Below are 16,045 nucleotides of genomic sequence, written 5' to 3' on the forward strand. Positions count from 1 at the left end.
CGAGTGTCGTAGTCTGAACTCACATCCGCCGGTCAGATTCGAAAGGCACCACACGTGGAGATCCGCATCGGAATCGTCAACGCTCCTCGCGAGCTCAGCTTCGAGTCGTCGCAGACGGCGGAGGAGATCGCCTCGCAGGTCGAGGCAGCGCTCTCGAGCGGCACCGGCTTCGTCCGCCTCACCGACACCAAGGGCAAGCTCTACGTCATCCCGACGGCAGGCATCGCATACGTCGAGGTCGGCTCGGACGAGTCGCGCCGCATCGGCTTCGTCGGCTAGATTCACCAGCGTGGAACTGCTCTTCGTCGCACTCGGCGGGGCCATCATCGGCCTCGCAGCGCGCTACTTCCTGCCGAACCGTCATACGCACGGCGCCGTGCTCATCCCCGCTCTCGGGGTCATGGTGTCGAGCGCGCTCTGGGTCTCCCTTACCTGGGCCGGCCTGAAGTGGAACGGCGGCTGGATCTGGTGGATCACGCTGGTCGGCACCGCCGTCGTCGTCGCGGCGGCCGACATCGTGATCGGCCGCGTCCGCACGGCGCAGGACGACCGGCTGCTCGCCGACCTCACCAAGGGCGCCGTCGCGCGCTAGTCGCCCCGCGCTAGTCGCCCCGCGCTGGCCGCCCCCGCGCATCCATCGAGTGGTCCCGAATTGCCGTGCGCACACGCGCGCCACGGCAATTCGGGACCACTCGATCGCGTTCGGGGAGGAGAGGCGGCGGGCGGCGTGGGCGGGGGCTCAGGCTGTGAGGCCGAGGGCGTCCATGCGGCGCGTGTGCGCGGCGATGAGCTCCGTGAAGATCGGCTCGATGCGCTCGTCGTCCTTCGCTGCGTTGCCGGAGAGGTGCAGCGCAGAGCGGGCGACGAGCAGGGTGTCTCCGACGAGGCGCCTGCCCCACATCGCGAGCCGCGACGCCAGCTTGGGGTCGGCCTCGATCTCGTCGCGCAGCACGTCCAGCACGCCGTCCTGGCCGCCGTCCGAGCCGAGCAACTGCCCGATGCGCGGGCCGACGTCGCCGGGGAGGCCGACGGAAAGCCGGATGAAGAAGTCGTCGAGCAGCCCGCTCGTCACCAGGACGGCGAGGAGCGTCTCCCGCCAGTCGGAACCCGTGGTGAGCGCGCTGAAGCCGTCGATCTCGTCCGCGAACGGCTTCATCACCTCGGCGGGGTCGTCTCCCCTGCGCCGGATCTCCGCCTCGACGCCCTGATGCTTGGAGAGCGCGTGCCCCGCCGCGGCAGACACCTTCTCCTTCGCGGAGAGCGCATCCACCTCGCCGACGACGCGCGAAAGCGTCTGGAACGCCTCGAGCTGGAGGTAGGCGGCCTGGCCGAGGTACGGCAGCAGATCGGGCATCACCTCGTGCAGATCGATGCGGATCGCCTGCGTCGGCGTGTTCCGCGGCGTCAGACGGGGAAGCTCGACCGGGGGCCGGCGTCGGGAGAACAGGGATGCCACGTACAGCAGTGTAACGGGGACGTCCAGTAGGCTTGTGATGCCGTCGGCGCTGGATCGACGGCCCTACGCCTGCGAACGAGGACAAGGCGTAGACCTTTCACTCACGATCGACAGGCATATTCACCAGTGACATTCTCAGAACTCAACATCGACCAGGACATGGTCGACGCGCTCGCAGCCAAGGGCATCATCGAGCCGTTCCCCATCCAGGCGCAGACCATTCCGCTCGCGCTCGACGGCCAGGACATCATCGGCCAGGCCAAGACGGGAACGGGCAAGACCTTCGGCTTCGGCCTCCCGATCATCCAGCGTCTCGGCCTGCACCCGGAGCCCGGTGTGCAGGCGCTGGTCGTCGTCCCGACCCGCGAGCTGTGCGTCCAGGTCTTCGAAGACCTCTCGCAGGCCGCGGCGAACCGCGACACGGAGGTCGTCGCCATCTACGGCGGCAAGGCGTACGAAGGACAGATCGCGCAGCTCAAGTCGGGCGCACAGATCGTCGTGGGCACCCCCGGCCGTCTGCTCGACCTCGCGGGGCAGCGCCTCCTCAACCTCGGCAACGTGCGCGAGATGGTGCTCGACGAGGCCGACAAGATGCTCGACCTCGGCTTCCTCGCCGACATCGAGAAGCTGTTCGCGCAGACCCCGGCCACCCGCCACACCATGCTGTTCTCCGCGACCATGCCCGGTCCGATCGTCGCGCTGGCCCGTCGCTTCATGACGCGCCCCATCCACATCCGCGCGACGGACCCGGACGAGGGCCAGATCCAGGCGAACATCAAGCACCTGATCTACCGTGCGCACTCGCTCGACAAAGACGAGGTCGTCGCCCGCATCCTCCAGGCCGAGGGCCGGGGAAAGACGGTCGTCTTCACGCGCACCAAGCGCGCCGCCGCCAAGCTGGTCGAGGAGCTCAACGACCGCGGCTTCAACGCCGCAGCCGTGCACGGCGACCTCAACCAGGAGCAGCGCGAGCGCGCCATGGCCGCGTTCAAGGCGGGCAAGAAGGACATCCTGATCGCGACGGACGTCGCCGCCCGCGGCATCGACGTCGACGACGTCACCCACGTGATCAACCACACCATCCCCGACGACGAGAAGACCTACCTGCACCGCGCCGGGCGCACCGGCCGCGCAGGCAAGACGGGCATCGCCGTCACCTTCGTGGACTGGGAAGACCTGCACAAGTGGGCGCTCATCAACCGCGCTCTCGAGTTCGGGCAGCCGGAGCCGACCGAGACGTACTCATCGTCGCCGCACCTGTTCAGCGACCTGGACATCCCCGCCGGGTCGAAGGGACGCCTCAAGGCGACCCCCGCCGTGAAGACCGAGAGCGCCCCGCGCTCAGGCGGACGATCGGACGGCGGACGCTCCGGTGGCCGCTCGGAGGGTGGACGCTCCGAGGGCGGCCAGCGCTCCGCTGACGCCGCGGGCGACGGCCAGTCCCGTCGCCGTCGCACCCGCGGCGGACGCCCGAGCGGCACAGGAGCGGCAGAGACCGCTCCCGCCGCGGACGCGCCCGTGCAGGCCGCAGGCACCCACGACGGCGGAGGCGCAGAGCACCACGACGGCAACAGCGCACCGCGCCGCCGTCGCCGCCGCTCGCGCGGCGGAGCCCCCGCGGCTCCCACGGCCTAGAGCCCGCAGCAATCGAGCCCGCACTTCTTCCCCCTTCGCTTCGGCGTGTCGGGTGAAGAAGTGCGGGCTCGATTGCGTCAGTACCAGTTGTAGCCGATTTCGTGGGTCCAGGCTCCGCAGGGTGAGCCGTAGCGGCCGCTGATGTAGCCGAGGCCCCAGTTGATCTGGGTGCGGTAGTTGGTCATCCAGTCGCTGCCCGCGCTCGCGAGCTTGCTCGCCGGGAGCGCCTGCGGGATGCCGTACGCGCCGCTGGAGGTGTTGTACGCGTCCGTGCGCCAGCCGGATTCCTGGTTCCACAGCCGGATGAGGCAGCTCATCTGGTCGCCGCCCCAGCCGTACGAGCCGAGCACGCTGGACGCGTAGTTCTGCGCACCGGCCGGATCGACGACGACCCCGGGCGGCGGCGCGAAGCCGTCCGCTCCCCCATCACCGGCCGCAGCGGCGGCAGCGGCCGCCTGAGCCGCTGCCTCCTGCGCCGCCTGGACGCCCTCCGCGTACTTCTGCTCGACCGACGCCTCGGTGTTCTTCAGCGAGGCGAGCTGGGCGTAGAGCGTGGTGGCGTGCTGCTTCTGGTCGGCGAGTTGCGCATCCGCCGCCTGCTTCGCCGCCTTGGCCGCATCCAGCGCCGTCTTGGCCTCCGTCGCCAACCGGTCGCGGATGGTGCGCGCCGCCGCCGCCTGCTGGCTGAGGGATGCGGCCAGGTTCTTCTGCGCCGTCGCCTGCGCGAACAGCGTGCTCGCCTGGTCGGCCAGCTTCGAGACGGCGCCGAGCTGGTAGAGGAGCTGCGAGGACGTGACGGAGTTGTTGCCGGTCAGGAACAGTCGCACCGACAGCTCTGACCCGCCGGATCGCGTGAGCTGTTCTGCGAGCTTTCCGCTCTGCGAGCGCAGCGATGCCGCCTTCGTCGTCGCGGCGTCCGCCTCGCCGCGCAGGTCGTCGGCCTTCTGCGTCGCGGTCTGCAGGGCGGCCTCGGCCTGCCCGTACTCCCCGGCGCGTTTGATGGCGAGGTCGCCCGCCGCGTTCGCGGAGGTCTGCAGCGTGGCAAGCACGCCGTTGATGCGGTCGACCTCAGCCTGGCTGGCTGCGGCGTTCGCCTTCGCGGCCTGCACGTCATCCCACGACGGGTACGACGTGTCAGCCAGAGCAGGTGATGCACCGCCCGCCGTCACAATGGCGGCGATGAGCACCGCGGCTGCGGCTGTCGCCGACCAGCGTCCTCGGCTCACACCAGACCTCGATTCGCGTGCTCTCTCGCAAGGCGCGATCGTTCGCGCCCGACCCAGGCTAAGCACAAAAAGTCAGGACGCGTAGAAGGGCGCCGCGCCTGTCGCTTCTTCGATGATCCTGTCAAGAACCTCAGGATCGGTGGTGTTCTCGCCCAGCCGGTTCGGTTTTCCTGCCCCGTGGTAGTCGCTGGAGCCCGTCACGGCGAGGCCGAATCGTGCGGCGAGCTCGTGGAGTCTTGCCTTGCCGTCCTCGGTGTTCTCGCGGTGGTCGATCTCCAGGCCGAACAGGCCCGCATCCACCAGTCTGGCGAGACGGTCCTCGGGGATCACCCGTCCGCGGCCTCCCGTCGCGGGATGCGCGAGCACCGGAACACCGCCGGCCTCGCGGATCAGCCGCACCCCGGTCAGCGGCGCCGGCGCGTAGTGCGGCTGGTAATAGCCGCCCCGCCAGTGCAGGATGCCGGCGAACGCCGCGCTGCGGTCGGTGGCGAGACCGCGGGCGACGAGCGCGTCGGCGATGTGCGGCCTGCCGACCGTCGCGCCCTCCGTCGCCTGGTCCATCACGTCGGCCCAGGTGATGTCGTAGTCCTGCGCGATGCGGTCGACCATCTCCTCCGCGCGGGTCAGCCGCCCCTGCCGGATGCGCGCGGTCTCTGCGACGAGCGCCGGGTCGTCCGGGTCGAAGAGGTAGCCGAGCATGTGCACGCTCGCGAACTCGATGCGGGTGCTGAGCTCCATGCCGGGGATGACGGTGACGCCGACCTCGGCTCCCGCGGCAGCCGCATCCACCCATCCTGCTGTGGAGTCGTGGTCGGTGAGCGCGACCGTGCCGAGCCCGGCGACCGCTGCGGCCCGCACCAGCTCGGCCGGTGTCTCCGTGCCGTCGGAGACGGACGAGTGGGTGTGCAGGTCGATGGGACCACGGAAGCGTCGCACATCAGCCATGCACTCCATCCTAGGAGTGGAAGAATGGTCGGCATGTCCTCGCAGCAGCCGACTCAGCCCGCAACCGCCGCCCCCGCCCCTCGCGCCACGTCCAACAGGTCCACCACGCCGGGCTCCGACGGCTTCAAGGAGTACATCGGAAGCGGGTGGGCAGAGCGGGAGGAAACGCTGCCGGAGGCCAGGGAGCAGGCGACGTTCGCCGCGGCCAGGCGCGCGAAGGTCTCCGAGCTGTACCGCGGCAAGCGCGTGATCGTGCCGGCAGGACGCCTCAAGCAGCGCTCCAACGACACCGACTACGCCTTCCGCGCGCACTCGGCGTTCGCGCACCTGACCGGCTGGGGCTCCGACTCGGAGCCCGGCAGCGTCCTGGTGCTCGAGCCGACGGACGCCGGCCACGATGCGACGCTCTACTTCCGCGAGCGGGCCGGCCGCGACTCCGACGAGTTCTACGCCAACCCGGAGATCGGCGAGTTCTGGATCGGCCCTCGCCCGTCGCTCGCTCAGGTCGCGAGCGACCTCGACCTGCCGACCCGCGGCATCGCGGAGCTCGACGCCGTCATCGACGCCACCGATGCGGACACCCTGGTCCTGCGCGAAGCGGACCCGGCCCTGACCGACACGGTGGATGCGCTGCGCATCGTCCTCGCCGGAGACGACGCGTCCGCCCCCGGCTACGACCCGGAGCAGCACGACGCAGACGACCAGCTCGCCCGCGACCTGTCCGAGCTGCGCTTGGTCAAGGACGCGTTCGAGATCGCGGAGCTGCGCGCGGCCGTCGCTGCGACGGCGCGAGGCTTCGACGACGTGATCGGAGACCTGGAGCGGATCACGGCGCATCCACGGGGCGAGCGCCTGGTGGAGGGCGTCTTCAACGGGCGTGCCCGCGCGGACGGGAACGCGGTCGGCTACGACACGATCGCGGCGAGCGGGCCCCACGCGTGCATCCTGCACTGGACGCGCAATGACGGTCCGGTGGTGCCGGGCGACCTCATCCTGCTCGACGCCGGTGTCGAGGTCGACAGCTATTACACCGCGGACATCACCCGCACCTTCCCCATCGACGGCACATTCAGCGAGACGCAGCGCCTGGTCTACGAGGCGGTGCGCGAGGCAGCCGACGCCGCGTTCGCCATCGTGCGGCCCGGCATCCGGTTCCGCGAAATCCACGCGACCGCGATGGGCGTCATCGCAGCGCGCACCGCAGAGTGGGGGCTGTTGCCGGTCACCGCAGAGGAGGCGCTGCAGGCCGACAACCAGCACCACCGCCGCTACATGGTGCACGGCACGAGCCACCACCTCGGCCTTGATGTGCACGACTGCGCGCAGGCCCGCCGCGAGCTCTACCTCGACGGCGTGCTGGAGGCCGGCATGACGTTCACGATCGAGCCCGGCCTGTACTTCCAGCCGGACGACCTCACGGTCCCGGAGGAATTCCGCGGTATCGGTGTGCGCATCGAGGACAACATCCTGGTGACGGACGACGGCGCGGAGAACCTCTCCGTCGCGATCCCGCGCACCGCCGACGACGTCGAGGCCTGGGTCCGCCGCCCGCGCTGACCCGCGCCTGCACCCGCACGCGCACGCGCGCCGCGCATCGAGTGGTCCCGAATTGCCGCGAGCGTCGGATGCGCCACGGCAATTCGGGACCACTCGGTGCGCGTGCGAGGCGTCAGAAGATGTGCAGTCCGATCTCGGCCGGCGCGGCCAGCAACTGCTCGATCTCGTCGTCGAGCCGCACCAGTGTGATGGATGCGCCAGCCATGTCGAGCGACGTGCAGTACTCGCCGACGTAGCTGCGGGCGACGGTGATGCCACGCGCGGCGAGCTGTTCGTGCGCGTAGCCGTACGCGATGTACAGCTCGCTGATCGGCGTGCCGCCGAGCCCGTTGACCATCAGTGCCACCCTGTCGCCGCTCACGTACGGCAGGTCGGCGATGACCGGTTCGAGGAGTTCGTCGACCAGGTCGTTCGCCGGCTCGATCTTCGCGCGGCGTCGTCCTGGCTCGCCGTGGATGCCGACTCCGATCTCGATCTCGTCGTCGCCCAGCTCGAACAGCGGTGAGCCTTTGGCCGGCGGAGTGCAGGCGGTGAGGGCGAGCCCCATCGTGCGGGTGACGGAGTTGACCTTCTCACCGATCCTGATCAGCTCGTCGAGGTCCGCCCCAGCCTCCGATGCCGCCCCGACCGCCTTCATCACGAAGAAGTTCCCCGCGACGCCGCGGCGGCCGACCGTGTACGTGGAGTCCTTCACCGATACGTCGTCGTCGATGAACAGGGTCTTCACGTTGACGCCATCGGCGAGGCTCATCTCCTGGGCCATGTCGAACGCCATCCGGTCTCCGGTGTAGTTGTTCACCAGCAGCAGCACGCCCTTGGGCGACGCGAGCAGCTTGGTGGTCTCGTAGACGTAGTCCATCGGCGGCGCGGCGAAGACGTCGCCCGGGCAGGCGCCGTCGAGCATCCCGCGTCCCACGGTGAGGACGTGCGCCGGCTCGTGCCCGGACCCGGAGCCCTGGATGATCGAGACCTTGTCCTCCTTCGGCGCGTCCGTGCGCATGATGAGGTTGTACTCCGGCACGTACCGGAGGGTGTCCGGGTTGGCCAGGGCGATGCCCTTGAGCATCTCGGGGACGTACTGCTGCGGATCGTTGACGAACTTCTTCATTGTTCTCTCCACGGATTTCGCTCGGTGTCATTCACTGGGACTGCAGAGGTCGGCTCGCCCAGGTGGAGGCGAGACGTTCGAGGATGACCGCGACGGCGACGGCGCCGGGGTCCGGCGAGCCGATGCTGCGCTCGCCCGTGTATGCGGCCCTGCCGCGTCTGGCCTGCATGGTGACCGTCGCGTCGGCCGCATCCCGTGCCGCCGTGGCAGCGCGCGCGACGATCTCGTCACTGGATGCGCCATCGGCCAGACCGCTCTCGATGGCGTCGGTCATCGGGGCGATGGCGTCGAGCAGGGTCTTGTCGCCGAGTTCGGCCTTGCCGCGGGCTTTGATGCCGTCCATCGCGGAGCGGAGCATGGCGACGACCTCGTCGCCGCCGAGCTCGTCCTTGCCTTTCGCGATGGCTGCCCCGCGCAGGAACGCCGTGCCCCAGATCGGCCCTGAGGTGCCGCCGATGCGTCCGGTGATGACCACGGCGATCCTCTGCAGGAAGGTGCCGATGTCGCTGCGATCGTATGTGTCCCAGTCGGCGAGCACGATCTCGAAGCCGCGCGCGAGGGAGAATCCGAAGTCGCCGTCTCCGACGACGGAGTCGAGGTCGCCGAACTCCTTCTCGTTGTCGACCGCCGTCCTGGCGATCGTGTTGACCACGAACTCGGTGTCGCTGAAGCTCTGCGTCGTCATGTCCTGTCCTCTGCTGTCGTATCCGGCGCGGTCGATGGCCGGGGAGCTGCGAGCACCGCGGCGATGTCGTCGACGGTCACCTGGTCGCCGGGCCGGACACCGGCTGGCGCGTCGATAATCCGCGCGGGCTCCTCCTCGTCGCCCAGCGAGCTGAGCACGATGGATGCGCCGCCGAAGTCCTCGTCGACCGTGTACGTGCTCACCGTCACGACCGTGCGGAGTCCTGCCGCGACGGCCGCCAGCACACCGTTGCCGCTGTCCTCGATCACCACGGCGTCGTCCGGGCCGATCCCGAGCCTGTCGATGGCGAGCAGGTAGATGTCCGGCGCCGGCTTCTTCGCGGGCACAATGTCTCCGGCGAACACGCTGAACCGTGCGGCGAGCCTCTCCCCGACGGCGTGTTCGAGCACCGCGCGCACGCTGGGCTCAGCCGAGGTGGACGCGACCGCGAGCGCCCATCCCGCAGCATCGGCCTGCTCGGCGATGCGCGCGATACCCGGCCTCGCCGGAAGAGCGCCGGACTCGACCAGCTCGGTGTAGAGCGCCGTCTTGCGCTTGTGCCAGCGCGCGAGCAGCTCCGCCTGGCCCTCCGCATCCGGTGGCAGCCCGTTGGCAGCGACGAACTCCGGTGTCAGGATGCTCGCCATGCGCTCCTTGCCGCCGCCGATGAGCACCTTCTGCCGGTAGTCGTCGTCGCTCCAGTGCACGGGGACGCCCTCCTCCTCGAACGTGCGGTTGAAGGCCGGGAGATGGCCGTTCCGCTCGGTGTCCGCGAGCACGCCATCGCAGTCGAAGATGAGCGCCGGCACGGCTCACCAGGCCTTCCCGGCGCTGCCGAACGTGTCGGCGAGCCCGGTGGTGAGCGAGACGATGTGCGAGCGCACGTCGCGGAACAGGGAGGGAGGGTCCCATTTGTCGTCCGCCTCCGCCTGTTTCAGGAAGGCGAGGTTGGCTTTCATGAACTCGATCTTGAGCGCCGTGGAGATGTTGACCTTCGCGCATCCCCTGGCGATGAGGTCACTGAACTGCTGCGCGGTCATGCCGCTGCCGCCGTGCAGGGCGATCGGGATGTTCGTGGCCTGAACCAGGTCGGTGACCCGCTCGAAGTCGAGCTCCGGCGTCGCCGAGTACACGCCGTGGGCGTTGCCGATTGAGGGCGCGAACACGTCCACTCCGGTCTCGGTGATGAAGCGGATGGCGGTGTCGAGGCTCTGCCTGGCCGGTTCCGTGTCCGCGCCGATGCCGTCCTCCACGCCCTTGATCGCCTCGATCTCCCCTTCGACGTGCGCGCCGTGCCTGCGTGCTTCGGCGACGACCTCGACGGTCTGCCGCTGGTTCTCCTCGACGGTCAAGGTGGATGCGTCGAACAGCACCGAGTTCCAGCCGCGGTCCAGGCACTCGGTGATGACGGCGCGCTCCGGGCAGTGGTCGAGGTGCAGGGTGACGGGCACGTCGATGTCTTTCGTCATCGCCGTCCACATCGCGAACAGGACGTCGGAGCCGATCGACTTCACCGTCTTCACGGAGGTCTGCACGATGACGGGGGAACGCGCATCCACTGCCCCGGCGAGCACGGCCTCGAGGGTGAGGTCGTTGACGATGTTGATCGCGGGCACTCCGTAGCGTTCGGTGAACGCGCGGTCCACGATCTCTTTCAGCGACACGACGGGCATGGCGACCTCCTCGATCCGCTGCCAGCGTATGCAGGCGCAGCCCGTCGCCGACACGGGGATCCCCCTACCCCGCACGTAGGGATCTCCCGCCCGGCTCAGTCGCGCTGAGCGCGCAGACCGGCGAGCGCCGTGCGGTTGGCCGCGCCGGTCTTCCGCAGCAGCGAGCCGACGTGCTTCTCGACCGTCTTCACCGAGATGTGCAGTTCGGCCGCGATCTGCTTGTCCGGCCGGCCGAGCTGCACCAGGGCGCGCACCTCTCGCTCCCGCGGGGTGAAGGCGTCGTCGGCTCCTCCCCCGGTCAACGAGACGCTGTACCTGCTGAGGAACTCCGGGCTCAGCAGCAGGTCGCCCCTGGCGGCGGCGACGACGCTGCGCGCGATGGCGGCAGCGTCGGCGCTCTGCTCGACGAACCCGACGGCTCCGACGCCCGTCGCACCGAGCAGCCGGTCGTCGGCGACCGCCCTGATCAGCAGCACGACCCGTGCCTTCTGGTCGGCCGCGCGCAGGTACGAGGTGAGCTGCACGCCGTCGACGTGCGGCAGGTCGAGGTCTGCGAGCACGACGTTCGGGCGCAGCAGGTCGTAGGCCTCCACGGCGCTCTCCGCGTCAGCGACCTCCGCCACAACCTGGATCTCCGGCTCGGCGAGGGCGAGCATCCTGACCAGCCCCGACCGGATGACGGCGCTCGCGTGCACGACCATGACGCGCCAGCGCGCGTGCGTCTGCTCGTCGCGCTCCACCGGCCGCACCGGCAGCTCGGCGCGCACCCTGGTGCCCCAGCCGGGCGTGGACTCGATGTGCACCGTCCCGTCGACGTGCTGCGCGCGGGCAGCGAGCCCCTGCAGGCCGAGACCGCGCAGCGGGCGGCGCGGCGCGTCGGCGAGGCCGGCCACGTCGAACCCGCGGCCGTCGTCGTCGACGATCGCCGTCACGTCGGTCTCCCCGTAGACGATGCCGACCCTGACGGTGGATGCGCCGGCGTGCTCGACCACGTTCGTCAGCGACTCCTGCACGATCCGGAAGAGCTGCCTGGCCGTCTCCGCCGAGAGCAGACCGGGCTCTCCGACGGCGACCAGCTCGGTGCGGAGTCCGGCGGCGGACTCCGCCCAGGCGAGCTCGAGTGCGATGGCCTCGCTGAGCGAGTGGCCGTCGAGCTGCTCGGGCCCCAGGCCGAGCACCGTGCGCTGGGTCTCACTGAGGGCGGAGCGGGCGGCGACGCGGGCCTGACCGAGGGCGACGGCAGGGTCGCCGCCTGTGGCGAGCCTGCGCTCGGCCTCGTCGATGTTGAGCAGGATGTCGGCGAGTCCCCTCCCCACCGTGTCGTGCACATCCCTGACCACCCGTTCGCGCTCGGACGCGACTGCGGCCTCCCGTGCGCGCTGCTCGGCGATGGCGAACAGCCGCGCGTTCGTGATGGCGATGGCCGCGTGGGCGGCGAAGCTCTCCAGGAGGGCGGCGTCCGCAGAGCCGAACCGTCTGGCCCGGTCACGGCTGAACAGCACGAGCGCCCCGATGATCGCGTCGTTCCACCGGATCGGCACGCCGATCGTGGCGTGCAGTCTGGCGCGGTCGCTTCCGGTGATGTGGCCGCCCCGCACATCGGCGTACTCGTCGAACACGACGGTGCGGCGCGCGCGGACGACCTCTCCGGTGACGCCCTCGTCCAGTGGGAAGGTCTGCCCGGACTGGCAGCCGACGCCGAGGTCGGCGTCCTTGCGGTATGTGCCCGCGGTCTCGTCGACGGTGCAGATCGAGCCGCTGTCGCAGTCCAGCAGGTGCAGGGTGTGGCGCAGGATGCGCTCCAGCAGCGGTTCGACGGCGAAATGCCCTGCCAGGTCTCCTGCGAGTGCTGACAGGGTGTCGAACCGGTCCCGGATCGCGTCCGAGCTCGGAACGTCCTGGTCTGCGGCTTCCTTCATGACGATCCTCGGTGATGTCGTGCCGGGTAGGCGTGCCGAGTTCATCATGCGCCTTCCGGGCGCCCAGAAACAACGAGTGGTCCCGAATTGCCGTGTGCGCACGCGGCGGCACGGCAATTCGGGACCACTCGACGGTCAGCGGGGGTCGGCTGGTGGCGCCGGCGGCGCAGGCGGCGCTGGCGGCGCTGGCGGCGGGTCGCTCGGGTGCGGAGCTGGCGGCGGGTCGGCGGGATGCGCGACGGGCGCCTCCCGTCCGCCGTCCGTTCCGCCCTGCATCAGGTTGCGGGCGCGGTTGACGAGCTCCGAGTCCACGAGCACCGAGTAGCTGGTCGCGATCACCTGCATCACCGAGGTGTAGTCGCGGCGGCGACGGTTGATCGCGTACGACACGATGCCGAACAGCATCCCGAATCCGGCGCCGATCAGTACGGCGGCGATCACGAACGCGAAACTGACCTGCGGCGAGAAGATCACCAGCAGCAGTCCGAAGAAGATGCCGAGCCAGGCGCCGGATGCCGCACCGGCCACGGCGACGCGCCCCCAGGTCAGCTTCCCTGTGACCCGCTCGACGCTCTTCAGGTCGCTTCCGACGATCGAGACCTTGTCCACGGGGAAGTCGGCGCGGGCCAGAACATCCACCGCCTGCTGCGCCTCCGGGTACGTTTCGTACGTCGCGACGACCTCTCCGCGCGGCAGCGTGGGGAACAGGGCACGGGTGCGTCCGCCTAGCGGGCTCTGACTGCTCATCGCTCCATTCTTCCATCCGCAGGCGGCTCACGTCTGGAGGGCTTAAGTTATTACATGTGAGTGCCACCAGAGTGTTCGTCGCCCGTTTGGCCGGGTGCACCGTTTTCGACCCGGCAGGCGACCGGGTCGGCAAAGTGCGCGACGTCTTGGTGGTCTATCGAAAAAGCGATCCGCCGCGCGTCGTCGGCCTGATCGTCGAGATCCCGGGCAAGCGCCGCGTGTTCGTGTCGATCGGCCGCGTGACCAGCATCGGCAGCGGTCAGATCATTACGACCGGTCTCATCAACGTGCGGCGGTTCGAGCAGCGCGGCGGCGAGGTGCGCGTGATCGCCGAGATGCTCGGCCGCAAGGTGCTGTTCGCGGACGGCAGCGGCGAGGCGACCATCGAGGACGTCGCGATCGAGGAGTCGTCGACGGGCGAGTGGGCGATCAGCCAGTTGTTCGTGCGCCGCCCGAAGACCGGCTCGTCACCGTTCGGCAAGGGCCCGACCACGTTCGCCGCCTGGAACGACGTGCGCGAGAAGCAGGCGCGCGGCGAGGCGCAGTCCGCCGAGCAGCTCATCGCGACATACTCCGAGCTGAAACCGGCCGACCTCGCCAACACCCTCCTCGACCTGCCCCAGCAGCGGATGCTCGAAGTCGCGGAGGAACTGCCGGACAACCGGCTCGCCGACGTGCTCGAAGAGATGCCGGAGAGCGAGCAGGTGCAGATCCTCGCCCAGTTGGACGACGACCGTGCGGCCGACGTGCTCGACCAGATGGAGCCGGACGACGCCGCCGACCTCATCGCTCAGCTCTCCGACGAGCGCGGGGAGCACCTGCTGGAGCTGATGCAGCCGGAGGAGGCGGAGGACGTGCGGATGCTCCTGAGCTACGCGCCGGACACCGCGGGCGGCCTGATGACCACAGAGCCGATCATCGTCTCCGCCGACGCCACCGTCGCAGAGGGACTCGCCCTCATCCGCAGGCACGAACTCGCCCCGGCGCTCGGAGCCGCGGTCTGCGTGACCCTGCCGCCGTACGAGGCCCCCACCGGGCGGTTCCTCGGCGTCGTGCACTTCCAGCGGATGCTCCGCTACCCGCCGCACGTCCGTCTCGGCACCCTGCTCGACCCGAGCCTGGAGCCGGTGACCGCCAACACGTCCGCTGCCGAGGTGTCGCGCATCCTGGCGAGCTACAACCTGGTCTCCGTCCCCGTCGTGGACGACAACCACCGACTGGTCGGGGTGGTGACCATTGACGACATCCTCGACTACCTGCTGCCAGACGACTGGCGAAGTCGCGACGACGAAGACGAGCTCGTGAAACGCGCGCCCGTCTCCGATCAGACCGGCAGTATCCGCATTGTGAACGGAAGGAGGGGCGGCAATGGCACGAGGTAAGCAGGACACCAGACTGGATGCGCCAAAAGGCCTCCGCACGACCGTCATCCCCCGCCGCGGCACGGTCGACAACAACGACCGCTTCGGCCGGTTCACCGAGTGGATCGCCCGCGCGATGGGAACCCCGTGGTTCATCCTCGGGCTCACCGTGTTCGTCATCTTCTGGATGGGCTGGAACACGCTCGCGCCGCTCGCCTGGCGCTTCGACTCCATCTCGCTCGGCTTCATCGCCCTGACGCTGGTGCTGTCGCTGCAGGCGTCGTACGCCGCTCCCCTCATCCTGCTCGCCCAGAACAGGCAGGACGACCGCGACCGGGTGCAGATCGAGCAGGACAGGCAGCGCGCCGAGCGCAACCTGGCCGACACCGAGTATCTGGCACGCGAGGTCGTGGCGCTGCGGCTCGCGATCAAGGACATGGCGACCAAGGACTTCATCCGCGCCGAACTGCGCGCCCTCCTCGACGACCTGGACAGGCGCGAGGACGACAGCGAGCAGGCGCGTGTCTGACCTGCCGGAGACGGTCAGGCGCGCCCTCGGCGGCGTGCTCGACCCCGAGATCCGCAAGCCGATCACCGAGCTCGACATGGTCGGCGAAGTCACCGTCGACCCGTCCGGCCACGCGACCGTCTGCGTCAAGCTGACCATCGTCGGCTGCCCGGCCGCCGACACGATCGAACGGGATGTGCGCACCGCCACCGCGAGCGTGCCGGGCGTCACCGGCGTGACGGTCGACGTGACCGTGATGTCGAAGGAGGAGCGCAGGGCGCTCACCGAGAAGCTTCGGGGCGGGCGCGCATCCCGGGCTCAGCAGTTCGGGCCGGACTCGCTCACCAGGGTGTACGCCGTGACCAGCGGCAAGGGCGGCGTCGGCAAGTCGACCGTCACGGCCAATCTCGCCGTCGCGCTCGCGGAGCGTGGCCTGCGGGTGGGGATCGTGGACGCCGACGTGCACGGCTTCTCCATCCCCGGCATCCTCGGCCTCACCGACGCCGACGGCGTGGCCCACCGCCCGACCCGCGTGGACGACATGATCCTGCCCCCTGTCGCATACGGCGTGAAGGTGGTGTCGATCGGGATGTTCGTGGACTCCCCGTCTGCGGCGGTCGCCTGGCGCGGGCCGATGCTGCACCGCACCATCCAGCAGTTCCTCGGCGACGTGTTCTTCGGCGACCTCGACGTGCTCCTGCTCGACCTTCCTCCCGGCACCGGAGACGTGGCGATCTCGGTCGGCCAGCTCCTGCCGAACGCCGAGGTGATCGTGGTGACCACCCCGCAGCCGGCCGCTGCCGACGTCGCGGAGCGCAGCGGGGTGCTCGCCAGGCAGACCGGTCAGCGGGTCATCGGCGTCATCGAGAACATGGCGGGGCTCCCCCAGCCGGACGGCACGGTGCTCGACCTGTTCGGCAGCGGAGGCGGCGCGGAGGTCGCGCGCAGGCTTTCCGCCGGGCAGAACGAGCAGGTGCCGCTGCTCGCCTCCGTGCCGCTGAGCATCCCGTTGCGAGCGGGAGGCGACACCGGAGCGCCCATCGTTGTCACCGACCCCGCGGATGCGGCAGCAGAGGCGATCCGCTCGGTGGCCGACCGCCTCGCCACCAGGGCGCGCGGGCTGTCCGGGCGCAAGCTCGGGATCTCGGTGGTCTGACCCGGCAACGAGTGGTCCCGAATTGCCGTTGCGACACACGTGCGCGCGGCAATTCGGGACCACTCGATG

Annotated in this window: 16 protein-coding genes; 7 read left to right on the plus strand and 9 right to left on the minus strand. The window is 69.8% G+C overall.

The genetic code is table 11. The features are described 5' to 3' along the window. Window positions 1-54 precede the first annotated feature (54 nt). Window positions 55-279 (plus strand): DUF3107 domain-containing protein, encoded by a 225-nt coding sequence (locus ACYVGI_RS10720; RefSeq protein ID WP_460632610.1) that lies wholly within the window; start codon window positions 55-57, stop codon window positions 277-279. 10 nt (window positions 280-289) lie between these two features. After that, window positions 290-592 carry a hypothetical protein gene (locus ACYVGI_RS10725; protein WP_460632611.1) on the plus strand — a complete coding sequence of 101 codons (303 nt, stop codon included), beginning with the start codon at window positions 290-292 and terminating at the stop codon, window positions 590-592. 147 nt (window positions 593-739) lie between these two features. Here ACYVGI_RS10725 and ACYVGI_RS10730 read toward each other — a convergent pair whose 3' ends face one another. After that, window positions 740-1,456, minus strand: coding sequence for a ferritin-like fold-containing protein (locus ACYVGI_RS10730; RefSeq protein ID WP_460632612.1), 717 nt, complete (start codon window positions 1,454-1,456; stop codon window positions 740-742). Window positions 1,457-1,582: 126 nt separating this feature from the next. On the opposite strand from ACYVGI_RS10730, the gene ACYVGI_RS10735 reads away from it, so the two are divergent. Further along, complete coding sequence (locus ACYVGI_RS10735; RefSeq protein WP_460632613.1) at window positions 1,583-3,091, plus strand: DEAD/DEAH box helicase; 1,509 nt, start codon at window positions 1,583-1,585, stop codon at window positions 3,089-3,091. A gap of 77 nt (window positions 3,092-3,168) precedes the next feature. Here ACYVGI_RS10735 and ACYVGI_RS10740 read toward each other — a convergent pair whose 3' ends face one another. Together ACYVGI_RS10740 and ACYVGI_RS10745 are read right to left on the minus strand one after the other, a co-directional pair. After that, window positions 3,169-4,317 carry an aggregation-promoting factor C-terminal-like domain-containing protein gene (locus ACYVGI_RS10740; RefSeq protein WP_460632614.1) on the minus strand — a complete coding sequence of 383 codons (1,149 nt, stop codon included), beginning with the start codon at window positions 4,315-4,317 and terminating at the stop codon, window positions 3,169-3,171. A gap of 72 nt (window positions 4,318-4,389) precedes the next feature. Continuing rightward, complete coding sequence (locus ACYVGI_RS10745) at window positions 4,390-5,262, minus strand: PHP domain-containing protein (protein ID WP_460632615.1); 873 nt, start codon at window positions 5,260-5,262, stop codon at window positions 4,390-4,392. A 33-nt stretch (window positions 5,263-5,295) separates the two neighbouring features. On the opposite strand from ACYVGI_RS10745, the gene ACYVGI_RS10750 reads away from it, so the two are divergent. Then, entirely contained in the window at window positions 5,296-6,819 is a 1,524-nt protein-coding gene (locus ACYVGI_RS10750; protein WP_460632616.1) for an aminopeptidase P family protein, read from the plus strand. 112 nt (window positions 6,820-6,931) lie between these two features. Here ACYVGI_RS10750 and dhaK read toward each other — a convergent pair whose 3' ends face one another. The 6 genes from dhaK to ACYVGI_RS10780 all read right to left on the minus strand — a co-directional run bounded on the left by dhaK (window position 6,932) and on the right by ACYVGI_RS10780 (window position 12,951). Beyond that, on the minus strand, window positions 6,932-7,927 hold the full coding sequence (dhaK, locus tag ACYVGI_RS10755; RefSeq protein WP_460632617.1) for a dihydroxyacetone kinase subunit DhaK: 996 nt from the start codon (window positions 7,925-7,927) through the stop codon (window positions 6,932-6,934). 31 nt (window positions 7,928-7,958) lie between these two features. After that, window positions 7,959-8,612 carry a dihydroxyacetone kinase subunit DhaL gene (dhaL, locus tag ACYVGI_RS10760; RefSeq protein ID WP_460632618.1) on the minus strand — a complete coding sequence of 218 codons (654 nt, stop codon included), beginning with the start codon at window positions 8,610-8,612 and terminating at the stop codon, window positions 7,959-7,961. After that, a complete protein-coding gene (locus tag ACYVGI_RS10765) occupies window positions 8,609-9,421 on the minus strand; it encodes an HAD-IA family hydrolase (RefSeq protein WP_460632619.1) in 813 nt (270 codons plus the stop codon). Before ACYVGI_RS10765 ends, dhaL begins: the two co-directional genes overlap by 4 nt. A gap of 3 nt (window positions 9,422-9,424) precedes the next feature. Beyond that, window positions 9,425-10,285 carry a class II fructose-bisphosphate aldolase gene (locus ACYVGI_RS10770; RefSeq protein ID WP_460632620.1) on the minus strand — a complete coding sequence of 287 codons (861 nt, stop codon included), beginning with the start codon at window positions 10,283-10,285 and terminating at the stop codon, window positions 9,425-9,427. Window positions 10,286-10,380: 95 nt separating this feature from the next. Continuing rightward, a complete protein-coding gene (locus ACYVGI_RS10775) occupies window positions 10,381-12,204 on the minus strand; it encodes a GAF domain-containing protein (protein ID WP_460632621.1) in 1,824 nt (607 codons plus the stop codon). Window positions 12,205-12,339: 135 nt separating this feature from the next. After that, complete coding sequence (locus ACYVGI_RS10780; protein ID WP_460632622.1) at window positions 12,340-12,951, minus strand: YflT domain-containing protein; 612 nt, start codon at window positions 12,949-12,951, stop codon at window positions 12,340-12,342. A gap of 56 nt (window positions 12,952-13,007) precedes the next feature. On the opposite strand from ACYVGI_RS10780, the gene ACYVGI_RS10785 reads away from it, so the two are divergent. The 3 genes from ACYVGI_RS10785 to ACYVGI_RS10795 are packed head-to-tail and all read left to right on the plus strand — an operon-like array spanning window position 13,008 to window position 15,976. Continuing rightward, window positions 13,008-14,333: a magnesium transporter MgtE N-terminal domain-containing protein gene (locus tag ACYVGI_RS10785; RefSeq protein WP_460632623.1), complete on the plus strand. Its 1,326-nt coding sequence runs from the start codon at window positions 13,008-13,010 to the stop codon at window positions 14,331-14,333. After that, window positions 14,320-14,841, plus strand: coding sequence for a DUF1003 domain-containing protein (locus ACYVGI_RS10790; RefSeq protein ID WP_460632624.1), 522 nt, complete (start codon window positions 14,320-14,322; stop codon window positions 14,839-14,841). The genes ACYVGI_RS10785 and ACYVGI_RS10790 overlap by 14 nt, the downstream gene beginning before the upstream one ends. Further along, window positions 14,834-15,976 carry an Mrp/NBP35 family ATP-binding protein gene (locus tag ACYVGI_RS10795; RefSeq protein ID WP_460632625.1) on the plus strand — a complete coding sequence of 381 codons (1,143 nt, stop codon included), beginning with the start codon at window positions 14,834-14,836 and terminating at the stop codon, window positions 15,974-15,976. Before ACYVGI_RS10790 ends, ACYVGI_RS10795 begins: the two co-directional genes overlap by 8 nt. Window positions 15,977-16,045 lie beyond the last annotated feature (69 nt).

The organism is Leifsonia lichenia (assembly GCF_054780215.1).